The sequence below is a fragment of the Streptomyces sp. XM4193 genome (assembly GCF_023072595.1).
Classification (GTDB): Bacteria; Actinomycetota; Actinomycetes; order Streptomycetales; family Streptomycetaceae; genus Streptomyces.
In genome coordinates, this window is record NZ_JALLGK010000011.1 from 29,392 (window position 1) to 48,442 (window position 19,051).

General features: G+C 71.3%; 16 protein-coding genes. 14 read left to right on the top strand and 2 right to left on the bottom strand.

Translation table 11 applies throughout. The annotated features are described in order from the left end of the window. Nucleotides 1-109: 109 nt before the first annotated feature. From MTQ01_RS22855 to mutM, 8 genes are all read left to right on the top strand, one after another. Nucleotides 110-1,285: a serine hydrolase gene (locus MTQ01_RS22855; RefSeq protein WP_247492733.1), complete on the top strand. Its 1,176-nt coding sequence runs from the start codon at nt 110-112 to the stop codon at nt 1,283-1,285. 75 nt (nt 1,286-1,360) lie between these two features. After that, entirely contained in the window at nt 1,361-1,987 is a 627-nt protein-coding gene (rsmD, locus tag MTQ01_RS22860) for a 16S rRNA (guanine(966)-N(2))-methyltransferase RsmD (protein WP_247492734.1), read from the top strand. 26 nt (nt 1,988-2,013) lie between these two features. Continuing rightward, nucleotides 2,014-2,493 (top strand): pantetheine-phosphate adenylyltransferase, encoded by a 480-nt coding sequence (coaD, locus tag MTQ01_RS22865; protein ID WP_247492735.1) that lies wholly within the window; start codon nt 2,014-2,016, stop codon nt 2,491-2,493. Between the two features lie 96 nt (nt 2,494-2,589). Continuing rightward, complete coding sequence (locus MTQ01_RS22870) at nt 2,590-3,993, top strand: cell division initiation protein (protein ID WP_247492855.1); 1,404 nt, start codon at nt 2,590-2,592, stop codon at nt 3,991-3,993. Nucleotides 3,994-4,227: 234 nt separating this feature from the next. Next, the gene (locus tag MTQ01_RS22875; RefSeq protein WP_374207843.1) at nt 4,228-4,836 is read left to right on the top strand and encodes a DUF177 domain-containing protein; all 609 of its coding nucleotides are present in this window, start codon (nt 4,228-4,230) and stop codon (nt 4,834-4,836) included. 2 nt (nt 4,837-4,838) lie between these two features. Then, the gene (gene rpmF, locus MTQ01_RS22880) at nt 4,839-5,012 is read left to right on the top strand and encodes a 50S ribosomal protein L32 (protein ID WP_211040118.1); all 174 of its coding nucleotides are present in this window, start codon (nt 4,839-4,841) and stop codon (nt 5,010-5,012) included. A gap of 19 nt (nt 5,013-5,031) precedes the next feature. Beyond that, a complete protein-coding gene (gene rnc, locus MTQ01_RS22885) occupies nt 5,032-5,856 on the top strand; it encodes a ribonuclease III (RefSeq protein WP_247492842.1) in 825 nt (274 codons plus the stop codon). A 184-nt stretch (nt 5,857-6,040) separates the two neighbouring features. Continuing rightward, nucleotides 6,041-6,919 carry a bifunctional DNA-formamidopyrimidine glycosylase/DNA-(apurinic or apyrimidinic site) lyase gene (gene mutM / locus MTQ01_RS22890; RefSeq protein ID WP_247492737.1) on the top strand — a complete coding sequence of 293 codons (879 nt, stop codon included), beginning with the start codon at nt 6,041-6,043 and terminating at the stop codon, nt 6,917-6,919. 161 nt (nt 6,920-7,080) lie between these two features. On the opposite strand, the gene MTQ01_RS22895 is transcribed toward mutM, so the two are convergent. Continuing rightward, nucleotides 7,081-7,890: a CAP domain-containing protein gene (locus tag MTQ01_RS22895; RefSeq protein WP_247492738.1), complete on the bottom strand. Its 810-nt coding sequence runs from the start codon at nt 7,888-7,890 to the stop codon at nt 7,081-7,083. Nucleotides 7,891-8,323: 433 nt separating this feature from the next. Between MTQ01_RS22895 and MTQ01_RS22900 the strand changes: the two genes are divergently transcribed. The 5 genes from MTQ01_RS22900 (at nt 8,324) to ftsY (ending at nt 15,956) form a co-directional block, all read left to right on the top strand. After that, nucleotides 8,324-8,593 carry an acylphosphatase gene (locus MTQ01_RS22900; RefSeq protein ID WP_308294436.1) on the top strand — a complete coding sequence of 90 codons (270 nt, stop codon included), beginning with the start codon at nt 8,324-8,326 and terminating at the stop codon, nt 8,591-8,593. A 365-nt stretch (nt 8,594-8,958) separates the two neighbouring features. After that, nucleotides 8,959-9,165, top strand: a complete 207-nt coding sequence (locus MTQ01_RS22905) for a hypothetical protein (RefSeq protein WP_211040114.1) — start codon at nt 8,959-8,961, stop codon at nt 9,163-9,165. 188 nt (nt 9,166-9,353) lie between these two features. Then, nucleotides 9,354-12,908 carry a chromosome segregation protein SMC gene (smc, locus tag MTQ01_RS22910; RefSeq protein WP_247492740.1) on the top strand — a complete coding sequence of 1,185 codons (3,555 nt, stop codon included), beginning with the start codon at nt 9,354-9,356 and terminating at the stop codon, nt 12,906-12,908. 308 nt (nt 12,909-13,216) lie between these two features. After that, nucleotides 13,217-14,584, top strand: coding sequence for a sugar porter family MFS transporter (locus MTQ01_RS22915; protein WP_247492844.1), 1,368 nt, complete (start codon nt 13,217-13,219; stop codon nt 14,582-14,584). Between the two features lie 160 nt (nt 14,585-14,744). After that, nucleotides 14,745-15,956, top strand: coding sequence for a signal recognition particle-docking protein FtsY (gene ftsY, locus MTQ01_RS22920; RefSeq protein ID WP_247492741.1), 1,212 nt, complete (start codon nt 14,745-14,747; stop codon nt 15,954-15,956). 55 nt (nt 15,957-16,011) lie between these two features. Here the strand turns inward: ftsY and MTQ01_RS22925 are convergent, their stop codons facing one another. Then, nucleotides 16,012-16,701, bottom strand: coding sequence for a bifunctional DNA primase/polymerase (locus MTQ01_RS22925; RefSeq protein ID WP_247492742.1), 690 nt, complete (start codon nt 16,699-16,701; stop codon nt 16,012-16,014). Between the two features lie 585 nt (nt 16,702-17,286). Between MTQ01_RS22925 and MTQ01_RS22930 the strand changes: the two genes are divergently transcribed. Beyond that, complete coding sequence (locus MTQ01_RS22930; protein ID WP_247492845.1) at nt 17,287-18,792, top strand: hypothetical protein; 1,506 nt, start codon at nt 17,287-17,289, stop codon at nt 18,790-18,792. The last annotated feature ends 259 nt before the right edge of the window (nt 18,793-19,051 follow it).

Sequence of the window (19,051 nt, forward strand, 5' to 3'; positions counted from 1 at the left end):
CGCCGGTCCGCAAGGGGGTTGACCCCAGTGCGGATGCGGGTGCGTGCACCGTGGCGGGCGGTGCCCGGCGCGGGGAGGCTGAGTCGCACAGCCGAGAAAGGGGAAGAACATGCGGCTCACACACACTCGTGCGGGGATCCTGGGCACTGCGCTGGTGGTCGCCTCGACGGCCGCGGCGCTCCTGGTGAGCGACGCCGGCGCGGGCGTCTCACCGGGCGGCGCGCTGCAGCGGGACGCGGACGCGGTGCGCGACGCCGGTGCCGTGGGGGTCCTCGCCGAGCTGCGGCACGACGGCGGCACCGTCCGGGTGCGCAGCGGTCGCGCGGCCCTGGGCAGCGACGCACCGCCGCCGCAGCGTTCGCCGGTGCGGATCGGCAGCGCCTCCAAGACCTTCACCGCCACTCTCGTCCTGCAGTTGGTGGGCGAGGGCAGGATCGGGCTCGAGGACACCGTGGAGAGCCACTTGCCGGGCGTCGTACGGGGCAACGGCAACGACGGACGCCGCATCACGGTCCGCCAACTGCTCCAGCACACCAGCGGACTGCCCCAGACCTTCGACCTGCCGGGCGGCGAGAGCGAGGCCGAGTACACCGAGCACCGGTTCGACTTCCACTCCCCGCGGCACGCGGTGGACCTGGCGATGAAGCATCCGCCCAGCAGCAGGCCGGGCACCGGGTGGGAGTACTCCAACACCAACTACGCACTGGCCGTGCTGCTCGTCGAGAAGGTCACCGGGAACCGCTGGGACCAGGAGCTGAGTCGTCGCATCACCATCCCGCTCGGCCTCGGCGACACCTACGCGCCCGGCAACAACCCCTACCTCCCGGGCGCGCACATGCGGGCCCACCGCCAGTTCACCGAGGGCGGCCGATGGACCGACACCACCGACCTCGTCGTGCGCCACATGGACGGCGAGGGCTCGCTGGTCAGCACCCCCTCGGACGTCAACCGGTTCCTCCGCGCGCTCCTGGACGGCGAACTCCTGCGCCCCGCCGAGCTGCGCGAGATGCAGCGCACGGTGAAGGTGACGGGCCAGCCGATGCTGGAGGAGCTGGGGATGCGGTACGGGCTCGGGCTGATGCGCTTCGACCTCTCCTGCGGCGGCCACTACTGGACGCACTTCGGCGACGTTCTGGGCACCTCGACCCGGGGCGGCGTCACCGAGGACGGGGAGCGTGCGGTCACCGTCGCCGCGACCGGCAACGGCGACCATCTCTACGAGCGGATGCATCGCGACGCCTTCGTGCCGATGATCGACCGAGCCCTGTGCGGCGCCGCGGAGTGACCGCCGGGCCATAATCGTCGGTGGGCGCCCGCGGGTGCCCCGTCCCGTCCGTCCACCGACCGAAGGCGCACCTCCATGCCCCGTGTGATCGCCGGCACCGCCGGTGGCCGCCGCCTGTCCGTACCTCCGGGCAACGGCACCAGGCCCACCTCGGACCGTGCGCGGGAGGGGCTGTTCTCCAGCTGGGAGGCGCGGCTGGGCTCCTGGGCCGGTGTACGGGTGCTCGACCTGTACGGCGGCTCCGGTGCGGTCGCCCTGGAGGCGCTCTCGCGGGGCGCGGCCGCGGCCCTGCTGGTGGAGGCCGACGCACGTGCGGCGAGGACCATCAAGGACAACATCCGCACCCTGGGGCTGCGCGGCGCCGAGGTGCGCAGCGGGCGCGCGGAGCAGATCGTGGCCGGTCCTGCGCCCCGGGAGCCGTACGACGTGGCGTTCCTCGATCCGCCGTACGCCGTCGGAGACACCGAACTCGGCGAGATCCTGCTCACACTGCATCGCGGGGGCTGGCTGTCGCCGGGGGCGCTCGTCACCGTGGAGCGCAGCACCAGGGGCGGGGATTTCGGCTGGCCGAGCGGCTATCGGCCGTTGCGCTCCCGCCGCTACGGCGAGGGAACCTTTTGGTACGGTCGCGCGGCCGACGAAGTGATCGACGCGGTCGAGGAATTCACCGCGGCGGTCGACGACGAAGCCGATGTGCAGTGAGCAGTTCGGAGAGCGAGGAAAACACAGTGCGCCGTGCCGTCTGTCCGGGGTCCTTCGACCCCGTCACCAATGGCCATCTGGACATCATCGCCCGGGCTTCGAAGCTGTATGACGTCGTCCACGTCGCCGTCATGATCAACAAGAGCAAGAAGGGCCTGTTCACCGTCGACGAGCGGATCGAGATGATCCGCGAGGTCACCGCCGAGTACGGCAACGTCGAGGTGGAGTCCTTCCACGGTCTGCTGGTCGACTTCTGCAAGCAGCGCGACATCCCGGCGATCGTCAAGGGACTGCGCGCCGTCAGCGACTTCGACTACGAGCTGCAGATGGCCCAGATGAACATCGGCCTCTCCGGCATCGAGACCCTCTTCGTGCCGACGAACCCGACGTACAGCTTCCTCTCCTCCAGCCTGGTCAAGGAGGTCGCCGCGTGGGGCGGTGACGTCTCCCACCTGCTGCCGGAGTCCGTCCACCGGGCGCTCTCGGAGCGGCTGGGCGGCAAGTAGCAGCGGGCCCGGGGGACTTGTGCGAGGTTCCTCCCCGGGCGTCCGTTGTGCGCAGCGGCTGTCGCGCCGGGCGCGGCTGCCCGTACAGTCACCCTCGTGGACGTACAGCAGAGACTCGACGACATCGTCGCGGCCGTCGAAGGCGCCCGTTCCATGCCCATGTCGGCCTCGTGCGTGGTCAATCGCGCGGACCTGCTCGACATGCTCGGCGAGGTGCGAGAGGCGTTGCCCGGCTCGCTCGCCCAGGCCCAGGAAGTCCTGGGCGGGCGGGAGCAGGTGGTCGCCGAGGCGCAGCAGGAGGCCAGGCGGATCATCGACGAGGCGCACCGCGAACGCGCCTCGCTGATCTCGCAGACCGAGGTCGCCCGGCTCGCGGAGCAGGAGAGCGACCGGATCCTCACCGAGGCGCGCAGGGAGTCCGAGGAGATCCGGGTCGAGGCCGACGACTACGTCGACAGCAAGCTCGCCAACTTCGAGGTCGTCCTCAGCAAGACCATCGGCGCGGTCGACCGCGGTCGCGACAAGCTGCTCGGCCGGGCCCCGGCCCCGCACGACGGCGGCGAGGAGTTCGAGGAGTCGCCGGACGTCCGCGCCCAGGACCCGGAGACGCGCAAACAGCAGGCCGAGGAGTACATCGAGGCGCAGTTCCGCGCTTTCGAGGCGGTGCTCGCCAAGACGCTCCAGGCGGTCGGGCGCGGGCGGCAGAAGCTCACCGGCCACCAGCCCATCGACGATCTCGCCGCACACATGGCCGCCCAGCCCGACGCGGCGCCGGACAACCGGCTGCGGGGCACCGACGAGGAGTACCTGGCCGGGCTGGTCGACAACTCCGAGACATCGGCGCCCACTTCGGTCCGGGCCCCAGCTCCGGCCCGGTCCGACGACAGTGCCGCCTACCCGCCGCCGCAGCCCGCCGCGTACCCGCCGCAGCCCTGCGCGGACTACACCGAGCAGCCCGCGGCTCTCCCGCCGGGTGCGCAGAGCCCGTACGGCCACCCCGGGGAGCAGCTGGTCCAGGACGGGACCGACGGGCGGGGCATGCCCGCGCCGGACTACTACGCGCCCACCGGCCACCAGGACCAGTACGCGACTCAGGGCTACCAGGACCCCGGGTACGCGCCGCAGCACGACCCGTACCAGGACCCGCAGGGCTACCGGCCGGAGGGCTGGCCGAGCCCGTACGACGCCCACCCCGGCTACGAGGGGCAGGGCCAGGGGCAGTACGGCTCCGGCGACCAGCTCGGCGGTCCGTCCCCCTACGGCGGCCCGGGCGCCCCGCAGGGCTACCAGGACCAGGGCGGGTACGCTCCCGCGCCCGACCCGTACGCTCCGCAGCAGCCCGGCGAGTACTACCCGCAGCCCGGTCCGCACGGGCCCGGTCAGCAGCTCGGACAGGGCCAGCAGCCGGGCTCTCCCGCCGCCCTGGACGAGACCAGCTTCTTCGACACCAGCATGATCGATCTGGAGCAGCTGCGCCGCTACGAGCAGGGCCGGGAGTAGCCGGCGGGGGAGCGGGGAACCGGATTGGGCCGATCGGATCCCTTCCAGTACCCTGGCTCTTCGGCCGCGTGTATGTCCGCGGCTCTCGGCTGCCCTGGTGCGTCAGCCGTCCGTCGGCCCGAAGCCCCGGCTTCCACCGGCGACGTGCGTACCGCGGGCGGACCGCAGTACCACCTCGCACTTCACAGAAAGCAGGAAGCCCTGAACGCCGCCCTCGACCACCGTGCCCCTCTCGTGTTCGACACACGTGAGCTGGGGCGGAGGCCCGGTGCGCTCAAGCGGCTCTCCCGCACCGTGGAGGCTCCGGGAAACCTCGGTATCGAGGTCATCGGGGTGCCGCGCGGCGCCGAGGTGGAGATCGACCTCCGGCTGGAGGCGGTCATGGAGGGTGTGCTCGTCACAGGCACCGGCCGTGCACCGCTGAAGGGGGAGTGCGTAAGGTGTCTGGAGCCGCTTGAGCAGCAGTGCGAGGCGGAGTTCCAGGAGTTGTTCTCCTACCCCGACGCCGACGACCGGAGCCGCCCCGCGGATACCGGCGACGACGCCGAGGACGAGGACGCCGAGGAGATGTTCTTCCTCGAGAACGACCTGTTCGATCTCGAGCCTGTGCTGCGCGACGCGGTGGTTCTGTCACTGCCGATGCAGCCGGTGTGCCAGGAAGGCTGTCCGGGGCTGTGCGCCGAGTGCGGTGCTCGCCTCGCGGACGACCCGGACCACCATCACGAAGACGCCGTCGACATTCGTTGGGCGGCTTTGCAGGGACTCGCCGGCACCATCCGGGACGGCGAGAAGGACGACCATGACGGCGTCGTACGCGACGTCGACGAGAAGCAGGAGAAGTAGCCGTGGCTGTTCCGAAGCGGAAGATGTCGCGCAGCAACACGCGCCACCGCCGGTCGCAGTGGAAGGCTGCGGCCCCCACCCTGGTGAAGTGCGAGCGTTGCCAGGAGCCGAGGCTTCAGCACATCGCGTGCCCCAGCTGCGGCACGTACAACAAGCGTCAGGTCCTCGAGGTCTGATCGGCGGGTGACAGACTCCATGTCAGACGCCGGTACGCCGGACACCGCATCCCGGGCATCCGGGGGTGGCAGGGCAGCGGCGGACCTGGGGTCCGCGGGGACGGACGCTTCCTCCCCCTCGGTTCTGGAAGGGCGGCTCGGGTACCACCTTGAGTCCGCCCTTCTGGTGCGTGCGCTCACCCACCGCAGCTACGCGTACGAGAACGGCGGCCTGCCGACCAACGAGCGGCTGGAGTTCCTCGGGGACTCCGTGCTCGGCCTGGTGGTGACCGACACCCTCTACCGCAACCATCCGGACCTGCCGGAGGGGCAGCTCGCCAAGTTGCGGGCGGCTGTGGTGAATTCCAGGGCGCTCGCCGAGGTGGCACGCGGGCTCGATCTGGGTGCGTTCATCCGCCTCGGGCGCGGCGAGGAGGGGACCGGCGGGCGGAACAAGGCGTCCATCCTGGCCGACACCCTCGAAGCCGTCATCGGCGCGGTCTACCTGGACCAGGGCCTTGAGGCGGCGGACGCGCTCATCCACCGGCTCTTCGATCCGCTGATCGAGAAGTCGTCGAGTCTCGGTGCCGGCCTCGACTGGAAGACCAGTCTCCAGGAGCTGACCGCCGCCGAGGGGCTGGGCGTTCCCGAGTACGTGGTGACCGAGAGCGGACCCGACCACGAGAAGACCTTCACGGCTGCTGCCCGCGTCGGTGGTGTCGCGTACGGCACCGGCACCGGCCGCAGCAAGAAGGAAGCCGAACAGCAGGCGGCGGAGGCGGCGTGGCGCGGTATCCGCGCCGCGGCCGACGAGGCGGCGCGCAAGCAGCCGCCGTCGGACAGCGCCGTCGACGCCTCCGGCTGAGCAGTACCACCGCGCGCCCCACCGCATGTGCACCGTGCGGTGGGGCGCGTTCTGCGTCCCCACGCCCCGCGTTGAGCGTCCCCGCGTTCAGCGGTGCCCGCCCACCGCGTCTGCCCTGCCCGTACCAGCCCGTACCAGCCCGAAGCGCTCAAGCGCCGGGCCCCGCCGAGGAGTTGAGAGCCCGATGCCCGAGCTGCCCGAGGTGGAGGTGGTCCGGCGCGGACTGGAGCGCTGGGTCGCCGGTCGTACGGTCCGCGAGGTCGCCGTGCTCCATCCGCGCGCCGTGCGGCGCCACGCAGCCGGCGGGGCCGACTTCGCCGCCAGGCTGAGCGGCAGCCGCGTCGCCGACGTGCGCCGCCGGGGCAAGTACCTGTGGCTGCCACTGGACGGCGGGACGGACGTGCCGGACTTCGCGGTCCTCGCCCATCTGGGGATGAGCGGGCAGCTGCTGGTGCAGCCCTCGGCCGCCGACGACGAGCGCCATCTGCGCATCAGGGTCGGGTTCGCCGACGAGCTCGGCAACGAACTGCGGTTCGTGGACCAGCGCACCTTCGGAGGACTCTCGCTCCACCCGCTCACCGCCGACGGACTGCCCGACGTGATCGCACACATCGCCCGCGATCCGCTCGACCCGCTCTTCGACGAGGCCGCCTTCGGCGCCGCTCTGCGGGCCAAGCGCACCACGGTCAAACGCGCACTGCTCGACCAGTCGCTGATCAGCGGTGTGGGCAACATCTACGCCGACGAGGCGCTCTGGCGCAGCCGGCTGCACTACGACCGTCCGACCGCCACGCTCACCCGTCCGAAGACCGCCGAACTCCTGGGCCACGTACGGGAGGTGATGCTCGCCGCACTCGCCGAGGGCGGGACGAGCTTCGACAGCCTCTATGTGAACGTCAACGGCGAGAGCGGCTACTTCGACCGCGCACTGGACGCGTACGGCCGCGAGGACGAGCCGTGCCGACGCTGCGGCACCCCCGTGCGACGACGGGCCTGGATGAATCGGTCCAGCTACTTCTGCCCGCGCTGCCAGCGGCCCCCGCGTCCCGCCGGAGCCGCGTGACCCCCGTGTGTGCGTGGTCCGCTCCGTCGGGTCCGTCTGTTGCGCGGCGGAGCCGAGGCTCTGCGCTTCAGCGGCACCGCGCGTTCCGCGCCGGGTGCGGCGCCGCGGCCCCGAGCCGGGGCCCGCGCCGCGGACACCGGGCGGTGTGTGCCGGGGACGGCTCAGAAGCCGAAGGCCTGGGTCCACCAGGGGCCGCCGGGCGCTTCGTGCGCACCGACGCCCAGGGTCTTGTAGTCGCAGTTCAGGATGTTGGCGCGGTGCCCGGAGCTGTTCATCCAGGAGTCCATGACCGCCCTCGCGTCGGCCTGGCCGCGGGCTATGTTCTCGGCACCGAGATTCGTTATACCGCGTGCGGCGGCGCGGTCCCACGGGGTGTTCCCGTCGGGGTCGGTGTGGGAGAAGTAGTCCCGCTCGTCCATGTCCCTGCTGTGGTCGCGGGCGAGCGAGGCCAGCCGGGTGTCGGCCGTCACGGGCTGGCAGCCCGCCTTGGCGCGCTCCTGGTTGACCAGGTTGAGCACCTCGGCCTCGACGGGGGAGTGGTTGTTCGGGGCGGACGGCGGACGCGTGGGGGACGGCGGCGTGGTGCGGTCCGGTGTGCTCGGGGAGGGCGACGGGGTGCTCGAGGGAGTACTCCTGGGCGAGGTGCTCGGCGAGGAGGAGGGCTTGTCCGAAGCCCTGTCGTTCGCCTTCTTCTCCTTGCCGTCCTTGTTTTCGGAGGCGTCGCCGTCCTCGGACGCCTTCGGGTCGGGGGAGGCGGACCGCTTGTCGTCGCGGCTGGCCGGGCTGTCGTCGTCCCGTTCCAGGGGCGGGCCCTGGAGCTCGAGATCGGGTGCGGAGTCAGCCTGTACCCGGGTGCTGGCCTCGTCGTCCTTGAACGGGAAATCGCTGCCGACGCCCGGCACCATGCCGGAGGCGACCGCGACCGCACCGAGGGCCAGCGCTCCGGTCGCGCCCAGCAGCCCGGTGCGCACCGGGCTGCCTTTGCGCCTGCGGTGGCTTGTCTGCGACCCCTCGCTCGATGTGGTCGATGTGCTCGATGTGCTCGCGGCGAGTCCTGCCCGTCGGTGGCGTCCCATCGGCTGCTGTCCTCACATCTAGGCGAAGGGGTCCGCGGGGTGTCACCCGAATGGGTGAGTCCGCTGTTGTCGGGTGACTGTAGAGCATGTCCGGGCGGCTTGAAGATCGTTTATGGGAATTGTCCGAATGGCGCCGAAAACGCGGCACCTGCACAAGGTGCACGACGCACATAACCGGCAGAGGGGGCTGAAGCGGCAGCGCGATCGGCTCCGGGAGGAGGGCGTGAGAAGAATGAGTGAAGACGACGAGAGGCGCGCGCCGCGGGAGGGCGCGACGCCGAGGGGTGTCGTCGGCGGAGCCGGGACGCCCGGGAGCGCCGAGGGTGCGGTGCGGATGACCGCATGGGTGCGCGGCCGGGTCCAGGGAGTCGGCTTCCGCTGGTTCACCCGGGCCAGGGCGCTGGGCGTCGGCGGCCTGAACGGCTTCGTCTCCAATCTGGAGGACGGCCGGGTCCAGGTGGTGGCCGAGGGGGAGCGGCGCGACTGTGACGCACTCCTCGATTGGCTGCGCACGGGAGACACGCCGGGGCGGGTGGACGGCGTCACGGAGATCTGGTCGGCACCGCGCGGCGGCTATCCGCCCTTCGAGATTCGGTGAGGCGCAGACCCGACCCAGCCCCGGAGTGTGGTCGGTGACCTGGAAGTCTTCCCCGATACCGGTTGCCAAACGTGGCAGTAACATGCAAGGCTGCGGCGGAAGTGATCTACCCCGCCCTGCGGGCCGCAGCTCCGGGACGTGCATGGTCTGGTGCCATGGGACGACCGTTCAGAGCCGAGCCGCCCGTGCTCACGGCGTGTGATCGTGTTGACCGTCAAAACTTTTGGTGAGACGCTGGTTTCTCGGCGCACCTTGGTTGTTTGACCCTGAAAACCCAGAAATCTGGACACAGGCATTTTGGTGTGCTCATCGCTAGCGACCATCACCGACACGGTCGGTCACGTCACTGTGGAGGACCATCCATCATGGCAAAGGCGCTTCTCGGATACGTCGGCGGCTCAGACCCCCGAGTCCTCGCCGAGATGCGACGGCTGCAGCAGCGTGTTCAGGACCTGGAATCCGAGCTCGTACGGATGCAGGCCGAGAACGACGCACTGTCTGTTGCCGCGCGTCATGGCGACTCGCTGCTTGACAGCATCGACGTAACCAAGGGCGAGCCTGCTCTCACCTGACCGGTCCGGCCCTGCGGGGCCGTCCAGTCGCCTGAGAGTGGACCACAGGCCCATCAAGTGCAGCACCGCGAGGGACGCTTCGGCGTCCCTTCGTCATGTCGTCCCCCGTCCGTCGGTCTCCGGTTACCGTCTGATGTGCCCCACGCCCTCAGAGGTGAAACCGCACTACCCCGGTAAAGTCAGTCGCCGTGCACCTCAAGAGCCTGACCCTGCGAGGGTTCAAGTCCTTCGCCTCCGCCACGACGCTGCGCTTCGAGCCCGGCATCACCTGCGTGGTGGGGCCGAACGGCTCCGGCAAGTCCAACGTCGTCGACGCGCTGTCCTGGGTCATGGGAGAGCAGGGCGCCAAGTCCCTGCGCGGCGGCAAGATGGAGGACGTCATCTTCGCCGGCACCACCGGGCGTTCGCCGCTCGGTCGTGCCGAGGTCTCGCTGACCATCGACAACAGCGACGGCGCTCTGCCGATCGACTACTCCGAGGTGACGCTCACCCGGATCATGTTCCGCAACGGCGGCAGCGAGTACCAACTCAACGGTGACACCTGCCGTCTGCTCGACCTCCAGGAGCTGCTGTCGGACTCCGGCATCGGGCGCGAGATGCATGTCATCGTGGGCCAGGGCCAGTTGGACTCGGTGCTGCACGCCGACCCGATGGGCCGCCGCGCCTTCATCGAGGAGGCGGCGGGCGTGCTCAAGCACCGCAAGCGCAAGGAGAAGGCGCTGCGGAAGCTGGACGCGATGCAGGCCAACTTCGCGCGGGTGCAGGATCTCACGGACGAACTGCGGCGCCAGCTGAAGCCGCTCGGCCGTCAGGCCGCGGTGGCGCGCCGGGCCGCGGTCATTCAGGCCGACCTCCGCGACGCACGACTGCGGCTGCTCGCGGACGACCTGGTCACTCTGCGCGGTGCGCTGCAGGCCGAACTCGCCGACGAGGCCGCCCTCAAGGAACGCAGGGAAGCGGCGGAGGACGCGCTGAGGCAGGCCCAACTCCGCGAGAACGAGCTGGAGCAGCGGGTGCGGCTGCTCAGTCCGCGGCTGGAGAGTGCACAGCAGACCTGGTACGAGCTCTCCCAGCTCGCCGAACGGGTGCGCGGCACCGTCTCGTTGGCCGACGCGAGAGTGAAGAGCTCCGCCGCCGCACCCGCCGAGGAGCGCCGTGGACGCGATCCGGAGGAGCTGGAGCGGGAGGCGGCCCGGGTCCGCGAGCAGGAGGCCGAGCTGGAGGCGGCGCTGGAGGCCGCCGCTGTCGCTCTGGACGACACGGTGGAGCACCGCAACCGGCTGGAGAGTTCACTGGCGGAGGAGGAGCGCCGTATCAAGGACGCCGCTCGTGCGGTGGCCGAGCAGCGCGAGCAGTTGGCCAGGCTGGCCGCGAAGGCCGGCGCCGCCAGGTCGCGGGCCGCGTCCGCGCAGGCCGAGATCGAGCGGCTGGGCCAGGCGCGGGAGGAGGCCTCGGCACGGGCGAGCGCCGCTCAGGAGGAGTTCGAGGCCCTGCGCGCCGAGGTCGAGGGGCTCGAGGGCGGCAGCGAGGAGTCGGCCGAGCGGCTCGCCGCGGCCAAGGAGGAGTTGGCCGCCGCCGAGGCGGCGCTCGGCGAGGCACGCGAACAGCTCACCGCGACCGACCGCGAACGGGCCGCGACGGCCGCCCGTCACGACGCGTTGGCGCTCGGCCTGCGCCGCAAGGACGGCACCGAGACGCTGCTGGACTCCCGCGGCCGGCTGGGAGGTCTGATCGGTCCGGCGACCGAACTGCTGACCGTCACCCCCGGATACGAGGTGCCGCTCGCCGCGGCCCTCGGCGCCGCCGCGGACGCGCTGGCGGTCGGTGGCACGGCGACGGCCGCCGAGGCGCTGCGACTGTTGCGCAAGCACGACGGCGGTCGGGCGGCGCTGCTGCTGGAGGGTGCTCCCGCGCCGCTGCCGCCGACCGAGGAGGACGGGCTGCTCCGGGCCGCCTCGCTGGTGGAGGCGCCGGCAGGGCTGCTGCCCGCGCTGCGGCGGTTGCTGCGCGATGTCGTGGTCGTGCGCACTCTGGAGGACGCCGAGGAACTGGTGGCCGAGCACCCGGAGTTGACCGCCGTCACCGCCGAGGGCGATCTGCTGGCCGCGCACTTCGCACACGGTGGTTCGGCCGGGGCGCCGAGCATGCTGGAGACCCAGGCCGCGGTGGACGAGGCCGCCGCCGAGCTGGACCGGCTCGCTTCGCGGTGCGAGGAGTTGCGTACGGCCCAGCAGCTCGCCGCCGACCGCCGGCAGAGGTGCGCGGCCGAGGTCGAGGAGCTGGCCGCGGCGGGCAGCGCCGCGGACCGGGAGCGTTCCCGGGTGGCCGGGCAACTGGGTCGGCTCGGCGGGCAGGCGCGAGGGGCGCAGGACGAGGCGGAGCGGTGCGCCGCCGCCGTCGACAAGGCGCAGGAGGCGTTGGAGGCCGCCACCGAGCAGGCCGCGGAGCTGGCCGAACGCCTCGCGGTGGCCGAGGAGTTGGCGGAGGAGCAGGAGGAGCCGGACACCGCGGTGCGCGACCGGCTCGCGGCCGACGGTGCCAACGCCCGGCAGACCGAGATGGAGGCGCGGCTGCAACTGCGCACCCACGAGGAGCGCGTACGGGCGCTCGCCGGCCGCGCCGACTCGCTGGACCGCGCGGCCCGCACCGAGCGGGAGGCCCGGGCCAGGGCGGAACGCCGAAGGGCGCGGATGCGGTACGAGGCGGAGGTGGCCGCCGCGGTCGCCTCCGGGGCCAGACAACTGCTCGCGCATGTGGAGCTGTCGTTCGGGCGGGCACAGGAGGAACGTGCCGAGGCCGAGGCGGACAAGGCCGAGCGGGAGCGTGAACTCGCCGCCGAGCGGCACCGTGGCCGGGAGCTGAAGTCCGAGCTGGACAAGCTGACCGACTCGGTTCACCGCGGGGAGGTGCTCGGCGCGGAGAAGCGGCTGCGGGTCGAGCAGTTGGAGGGCCGCTCGCTGGAGGAGCTGGGTGTGGAGCCCGCCGTGCTGGTCGCGGAGTACGGCCCCGAGCAGCCGGTCCCGCCCTCGCCGCCGGCCGAGGGCGAGGAACTGCCCGAGGACCCTGCGCATCCGCGCAATCAGCCGGTGCCGTATCTGCGGGCGGAGCAGGAGAAGCGGCTCCGGGCCGCCGAGCGGGCGTACAACCGGCTGGGCAAGATCAATCCGTTGGCGCTGGAGGAGTTCGCGGCGCTGGAGGAGCGCCATCAGTTCCTCAGTGAGCAGCTGGACGATCTGAAGAAGACCAGGACCGACCTGCTGCAGGTGGTCAAGGACGTGGACGAGCGGGTGCGGGAGGTCTTCACCCAGGCGTACGAGGACACGGCCAGGGAGTTCGAGGGTGTCTTCTCCCGCCTCTTCCCCGGCGGCGAGGGGCGTCTGGTGCTGACACAGCCGGACGACATGCTCACCACCGGGGTGGACGTCGAGGCGCGGCCACCGGGAAAGAAAGTGAAGCGGCTGTCGCTGCTCTCGGGCGGCGAGCGGTCGCTGACCGCCGTGGCGCTGCTGGTGTCGATCTTCAAGGCGCGACCGAGTCCGTTCTATGTGATGGACGAGGTGGAGGCGGCACTGGACGACACCAACCTCCAGCGCCTGATTCGGATTATGAAGGAGCTCAAGGACAGCTCACAGCTGATCGTGATCACTCACCAGAAGCGCACCATGGAGGTCGCCGACGCACTGTACGGCGTCTCCATGCAGGGCGACGGCGTCTCGAAGGTCATCAGCCAGCGGCTCTCCTGAGCCGGTCTGCTTCGTGCGGAGACGTCCGAAATTCTCGCCATGGGTTCAGCTTTTGAATCGTTCCTCTCGGTCGGCCTGTCTGTTCCCTGTGGTTGTTCACTCCGCGGGGAGCTATTGACTTCGTAACTTGAAGGCATAGTCTCTGCAACGTCGCTTTCACCTTCAACTGGTGGTGCACGGTCAGGCGTGTGCCACTGGAGGAGTGACGTCCCCAAGCTCGGCACTGCCGCCGGGTCTCGCAGGAGAGCACCTTGACCAGCACGACACCGACCGGGGCGCAGCCCGCAAGCGGTCGGCCCCCACACCTCATGTTCGTCGTCTTCATCGCCGCTTCCGCGGCGATGGGCGGCTTCCTCTTCGGTTACGACAGCGCGGTGATCAACGGCGCGGTCGAAGGAATCAAGGGCAGGTTCGACGTCGGGTCGGCGACGCTCGGTGCGGTCATCGCGATCGCGCTGCTCGGCGCCGCGATCGGCGCGATGCTCGCGGGCCGGCTGGCCGACCGGCTGGGACGCCCCCGCGTGATGCAGATCGCGGCCGTCTTCTTCGCGATCAGCAGCCTCGGCTGCATGTTCCCCTTCTCGCTGTACGACCTCGCCGCCTGGCGGGTGCTCGGCGGCGTCGCCATCGGTATGGCGTCGGTGATCGCGCCCGCCTACATCGCGGAGGTCGCCCCGGCGGCGTACCGCGGACGGCTCGCATCCTTCCAGCAGGCCGCGATCGTGCTCGGTATCGCGGTCTCACAGCTGGTCAACTTCGGTCTGCTCAACACCGCCGACGGCGACCAGCGCGGCACCCTGCTCGGGGTTGAGGCCTGGCAGCTCATGCTCGGCGTGGAGGTTCTGCCCGCCGTCGTCTACCTGCTGCTGGCGCTCCGCATTCCGGAGTCGCCCCGCTGGCTGGTGGCGCAGGGGCGCTACGAGGACGCCAAGGTCGTACTGAAGGACATCGAGCCCGCCGGTACCGATCTGGACGCCGAGGTGCGGCGGATCGACGAGCGCATGCGCAGCGAGCACAAGCCGAAGCTGTCCGATCTGCTCGGCGGCCGGGCCGGTCTGCTGCCCATCGTGTGGATCGGCATCGGCCTCTCGGTCTTCCAGCAGCTCGTCGGCATCAACGTGATCTTCTACTACAGCTCCTCGCTGTGGCAGTCGGTCGGCATCGACCCCGAGAGCTCCTTCTTCTACTCCTTCACCACCTCGATCATCAACATCATCGGCACGGTCGTGGCGATGCTGCTGGTGGACCGGATCGGCCGCAAGCCGCTCGCCCTGATCGGCTCCGGCGGCATGGCGGTGTCGCTGGCGCTGGCCGCCTGGGCGTTCTCCTTCAAGAAGGAGGTGGACGGCGACTTCACCCTGCCCGACGCCCAGGGCACGGTGGCGCTGGTGGCGGCTCACTCGTTCGTGCTCTTCTTCGCGCTGTCCTGGGGCGTCGTCGTCTGGGTGATGCTCGGCGAGATGTTCCCCAACCGGCTCCGGGCCGCCGCGCTCGGCGTCGCCGCCGGCGCCCAGTGGATCACCAACTGGCTGATCACGGTGAGCTTTCCGACGCTCTCCGACTGGAACCTCGCCGGTTCGTACGTGATCTACGCGTTCTTCGCCCTGCTCTCGATCCCGTTCATCCTCAAGTGGGTGCCGGAGACGAAGGGCAAGGCGTTGGAGGAGATGGGCTGACCCACCCCGCCGCCCAACTCCTCGGGCACGACTGCCGCCCCGGCTCACCGAAGGTGCCGGGGCGGCAGTCGTTCGGACGCGGTGGCCGATACTGGTCGAGTCCCGCATCCGCAGGGGTGCGGAACCTGCCCACCACATCTGGCAACGCACTAGGGAACCGATGGAAATCCTCATCCTCGCTGTAGCCATCGCCGTGATCGCGGTCGCCGCGATCGGCGGGCTCGTGATCAGCGGACGCAAGAAGAAGGAACTCCCGCCCGAGCAGCGGTCCGCGCCACCGAGGACGAAGGCGCCGCCCGCCGAGCCGTCGGTGGGCGAGGAGGCGGAGGGCAGGCCCGAGGCCCCGGGCCGGCCCGTAGAGGAGGTCGAACTTCCCCCCTCCGAGGCGCCCGAGGAGGACGGAGCCACCGTCGCCGCGCCGGCGCCCGAGCTGGAGACGCCCGAGCCGAGCGCCGGCCGGCTGGTACGGCTGCGCGCCCGACTCTCGCGCTCCCAGGGCGCGTTGGGCAAGGGACTGCTCACGCTGCTCTCCCGCGACCGCCTGGACGAGGACACCTGGGAGGAGGTCGAGGACACGCTGCTGACCGCCGACGTCGGCGTCGCGCCGACCCAGGAGCTGGTCGAGCGGCTGCGCGAGCGCGTACGGGTGCTCGGTACCCGTACGCCCGACGAGCTGCGCACGCTGCTGCGCGAGGAACTGCTCGCCCTGGTCGACCCGACGCTCGACCGGGTGGTGCACACCGAGACCACCGGGGGCGAGGACCGGCCGGGCGTGGTGCTGGTCGTCGGCGTCAACGGCACCGGCAAGACCACCACCACGGGCAAGCTCGCGCGGGTGCTGGTCGCCGACGGCAAGTCCGTGGTGCTCGGCGCCGCGGACACCTTCCGTGCCGCGGCCGCCGACCAGCTCCAGACCTGGGGCGAGCGCGTCGGAGCGCGCACCGTGCGCGGTCCCGAGGGCGGCGACCCGGCCTCGGTCGCGTTCGACGCGGTCAAGGAGGGCACGACGGCGGGCGCCGACGTCGTGCTGGTCGACACCGCGGGGCGGCTGCACACCAAGTCCGGTCTGATGGACGAGCTCGGCAAGGTCAAGCGGGTCGTGGAGAAGCAGGGCCCGGTCGACGAGGTGCTGCTGGTCCTGGACGCCACCACCGGCCAGAACGGTCTGGTGCAGGCCAGGGTCTTCGCCGAGGTCGTGAACATCACCGGCATCGTGCTGACCAAGCTCGACGGGACCGCCAAGGGCGGCATCGTCATCGCGGTCCAGCGCGAGTTGGGCGTACCGGTCAAGCTGGTGGGCCTCGGCGAAGGAGCGGACGATCTGGCCCCGTTCGAGGCCGAGGCATTCGTGGACGCGCTCGTCGAGGGCTGAGCCGCGAGTCCGCAGGGCGGTTGACGGGGTGCGCCGACAGCGGTGGCGCGCCCCGTCAGACCGAGCGGTGGCTCACGTACGCGAGCGCCCCCAGCAGCAGCCTGGCCTGCGGCAGTCGACCGGCGGCGTCCAGTGCGGGCGGGCGCAGCCACCGCACGGGCCCGAGCCCGGCGAGGTCCGAGGGCGGCGCCGTCACGTACTCGCCGGGGCCCGGGCAGCGCAGGTCGAGCGCGGCGTCGTCCCAGCCCATCCGGTAGAGGAGCGCGGGCAGTTCGACTGCGGCGCCGGCGCGCACGAAGAACCACGCCCGGCCCTGCGGCGTGACCGCGACCGGGCCGAGCGGCAGGCCCATGCGCTCCAGCCGCACCAGCGCCCGTCTGCCCGCGGTCTCCGAGACCTCCAGTACGTCGAAGGCGCCGCCGACCGGCAGCAGCAGCGCGGCGCCCGGGTAGCTGCCCCAGATCGCCGCTGCCTCCTCCAGCGGGGTCCCGGCGACGATCCGCGCGTCGGCGTCGAGCGGGTGCGCACCGGGCTCGGGGCAGTGTTCGTCACCGCAGGAGCACCGGGTGCGACCGCCGTCGACGACGGCGCGGGCGCCGGGCGTGACGTCCCAGCCCCACAGCCCGGTGTACTCGGCGACGGCTGTGGTCTGCGAGCCGACGGTCTGCCGCCGGGGGCGGCCGGAGCGGCGCTGGCCCAGACGCAGTTCTGCGAGATCCCGGATGCCGCCGATGGTGAAACCCATGCCCCCTCCAACGGGTTCGGTGCGTCCCGGGTGACGCGATTGAGCGCCCGACTTGGTGGCCGACAGGTCCCGCGGCCCGGTTCGACGCGACGGTGACCACCGTGGACCCCGCGGGTGTTCGGAGCGCCGACCGACACTCGGGGTGGTGCGCCGGTGTGAACGCGCCCCCGGAGTGCTCCGCTTCACCTGCGGTCTTTCGCCACTTCCCAAGTGAAGCGCCTGCGCCGGCGGTTAGGTTCATTGGCGGGGGTGGCGAATGGTGGCGTTTACCGAATCCTCGTCGCGGACACCGTGATCGTAAGATTACTTTCGGTGCATGACGGGAGTTCGGGTCGGCATTCGCCAACAGGCCCCGCAGCGGGCCGAGTTGGGGAGCCCCTCGGCGGTCGGTGGCCGAGCGCGCGGACCGTGCGCGTCGGCGAGCAGCGGCCGTCGGCGAACGACCGGGACCACCGGCACGTACCGACAGCGGAAGGCCGAGGGCGGACAGCTCTGCCCGGTCGTACGAAGAAGACAGATGCGTGGAGGTCCCGGGCGCGAGCGGGCGCCCGGCCGACCGACCGCGAGCAACGGAGTGGGGGCCTTCTGGTGGGCGGCAACGACAGCGGCAGCGTCGGTGAGAAGCGCCCCAACGAACAGCTGACGTCCTGGTTCGTGCGCAGCGGCTGGTCGAAGGGCGAGCTGGCGCGCCAGGTCAACCGCAGAGCGCGGCAGATGGGCGCCAACCACATCAGCACCGACACCTCCCGGGTGCGGCGCTGGATGGACGGCGAACAGCCAAGAGAACCGATTCCGCACATCCTCTCCGAGCTCTTCTCCGAGCGCTTCGGTGCCGTGGTCCCCGTGGAGGACCTCGGGCTGCGGGCGGTGCGGCACAGCGCCGCCTCCTCCGGCGTCGATCTGCCGTGGGCCGGCTCCCACACGGTGGCGCTGATCAACGAGTTCACCCGTTCCGATCTGATGCTGGGCCGGCGCGGCTATCTGGGCACCTCGCTGGCGATGGCGGCCGGCCCCGCGCTCGTCGAACCGATGCAGCGCTGGTTGGTCCCCGCCCCCCTCGGCCCGCTGGACCCGCCGACAGCCACGGTCACCGCCGGCCAGGGCGGCAGGCGCTCGGCGCCGCTCTCGGACCCGGAGCTCTCCCAGCTGGAGCAGACGACGGAGATGTTCCGCGCCTGGGACGCACAGTGCGGCGGCGGGCTGCGCCGCAAGGCGGTGGTGGGCCAACTCCACGAGGTCACCGACCTGTTGAGCGACGCCTTCGCCGAGCCGGTGCGCCGCAGACTCTTCTCCGTCACGGCCCAACTCGCGGAGCTCGCCGGGTGGATGAGCTACGACGTCGGCATCCAGCCCACCGCGCAGAAGTACTTCGTGCTGGCGCTGCACGCGGCCAAGGAGGCGGGGGACCGGCCCTTCGGGGCGTACGTGCTCGCCAACATGGCCCGTCAGATGATCCATCTGCGCCGCCCCGAGGACGCGCTGGAGCTCGTCCACCTCGCCCAGTACGGCAGCCGGGACGCCGCCACCCCGCGCACCCAGGCGATGCTGCACGCGGTGGAGGCGAGGGCGTACGCCAACCTCGGCCAGCCCAAACAGTGCCACCGTGCCGCGCGGCTGGCGGAGGCGACGTTCGAGGACAGCGAGATGCCGGGCGAGGACCCGGACTGGATCGGCTTCTTCTCGGAGGCGGAGCTCAACTCCGAGAACGCGCACTCCTACCGCGACCTCGCCTACGTCGCGGGCCGCAGTCCGACGTACGCCTCGCTGGCGCAGCCGGTGATGGAGCGGGCGGTGCATCTCTTCGCCCAGGAGTGCGCGGGCTCCGGGCCCGGCGTGCACCACCGCAGCTACGCCCTCAACCTCGTCGGGATGGCGACGGTGCACCTGCTCCAGAAGGAGCCCGAGCGCTGCGCCGCCCGGACGGTGGACGCGATGCAGATCGCCAGACGGCTGCGCTCGGAGCGGGTGAACACCAGGATCCGCAAGACCGCCGCGAACGTCGCGCGCGAGTACGGGAACGTCGCCGAGGTCATCGAGCTGAACGACCGGCTCCACAGCGAACTGCCCGAGGAGACCGCGCTGGTCGGCTGACTCCCGCCGGCCGGCCTGCCCTGCTGTCACGACGGGCGGCCGCGAGTCTTGCGGTGCGGGGGCCACCCGCCGGGGCACCCCGCCGGGCCACCGGCCGGGACCGCCTGCCGGGCGGACCTCCGCTGATCGGCGCAGGAGAGCACGGTGCGGATTCCCGTGCTCGCAATTCGCACCGGGATTCACAGACGCGTAACACGGACCGCCTCATCGTCACGTACGGGAAACAGCGTCCGCCATCGAAGGAAACCGGCCTTCGGGA

Coding starts and splice junctions, on each gene's coding strand:
- MTQ01_RS22855 (WP_247492733.1), top strand. CDS start 110: ATGCGGCTCACACACACTCGTGCGGGGATCCTGGGCACTGCGCTGGTG.
- rsmD (WP_247492734.1), top strand. CDS start 1,361: ATGCCCCGTGTGATCGCCGGCACCGCCGGTGGCCGCCGCCTGTCCGTA.
- rnc (WP_247492842.1), top strand. CDS start 5,032: ATGTCAGACGCCGGTACGCCGGACACCGCATCCCGGGCATCCGGGGGT.
- mutM (WP_247492737.1), top strand. CDS start 6,041: ATGCCCGAGCTGCCCGAGGTGGAGGTGGTCCGGCGCGGACTGGAGCGC.
- MTQ01_RS22905 (WP_211040114.1), top strand. CDS start 8,959: ATGGCAAAGGCGCTTCTCGGATACGTCGGCGGCTCAGACCCCCGAGTC.
- MTQ01_RS22915 (WP_247492844.1), top strand. CDS start 13,217: ATGTTCGTCGTCTTCATCGCCGCTTCCGCGGCGATGGGCGGCTTCCTC.
- ftsY (WP_247492741.1), top strand. CDS start 14,745: ATGGAAATCCTCATCCTCGCTGTAGCCATCGCCGTGATCGCGGTCGCC.
- MTQ01_RS22925 (WP_247492742.1), bottom strand. CDS start 16,701: ATGGGTTTCACCATCGGCGGCATCCGGGATCTCGCAGAACTGCGTCTG.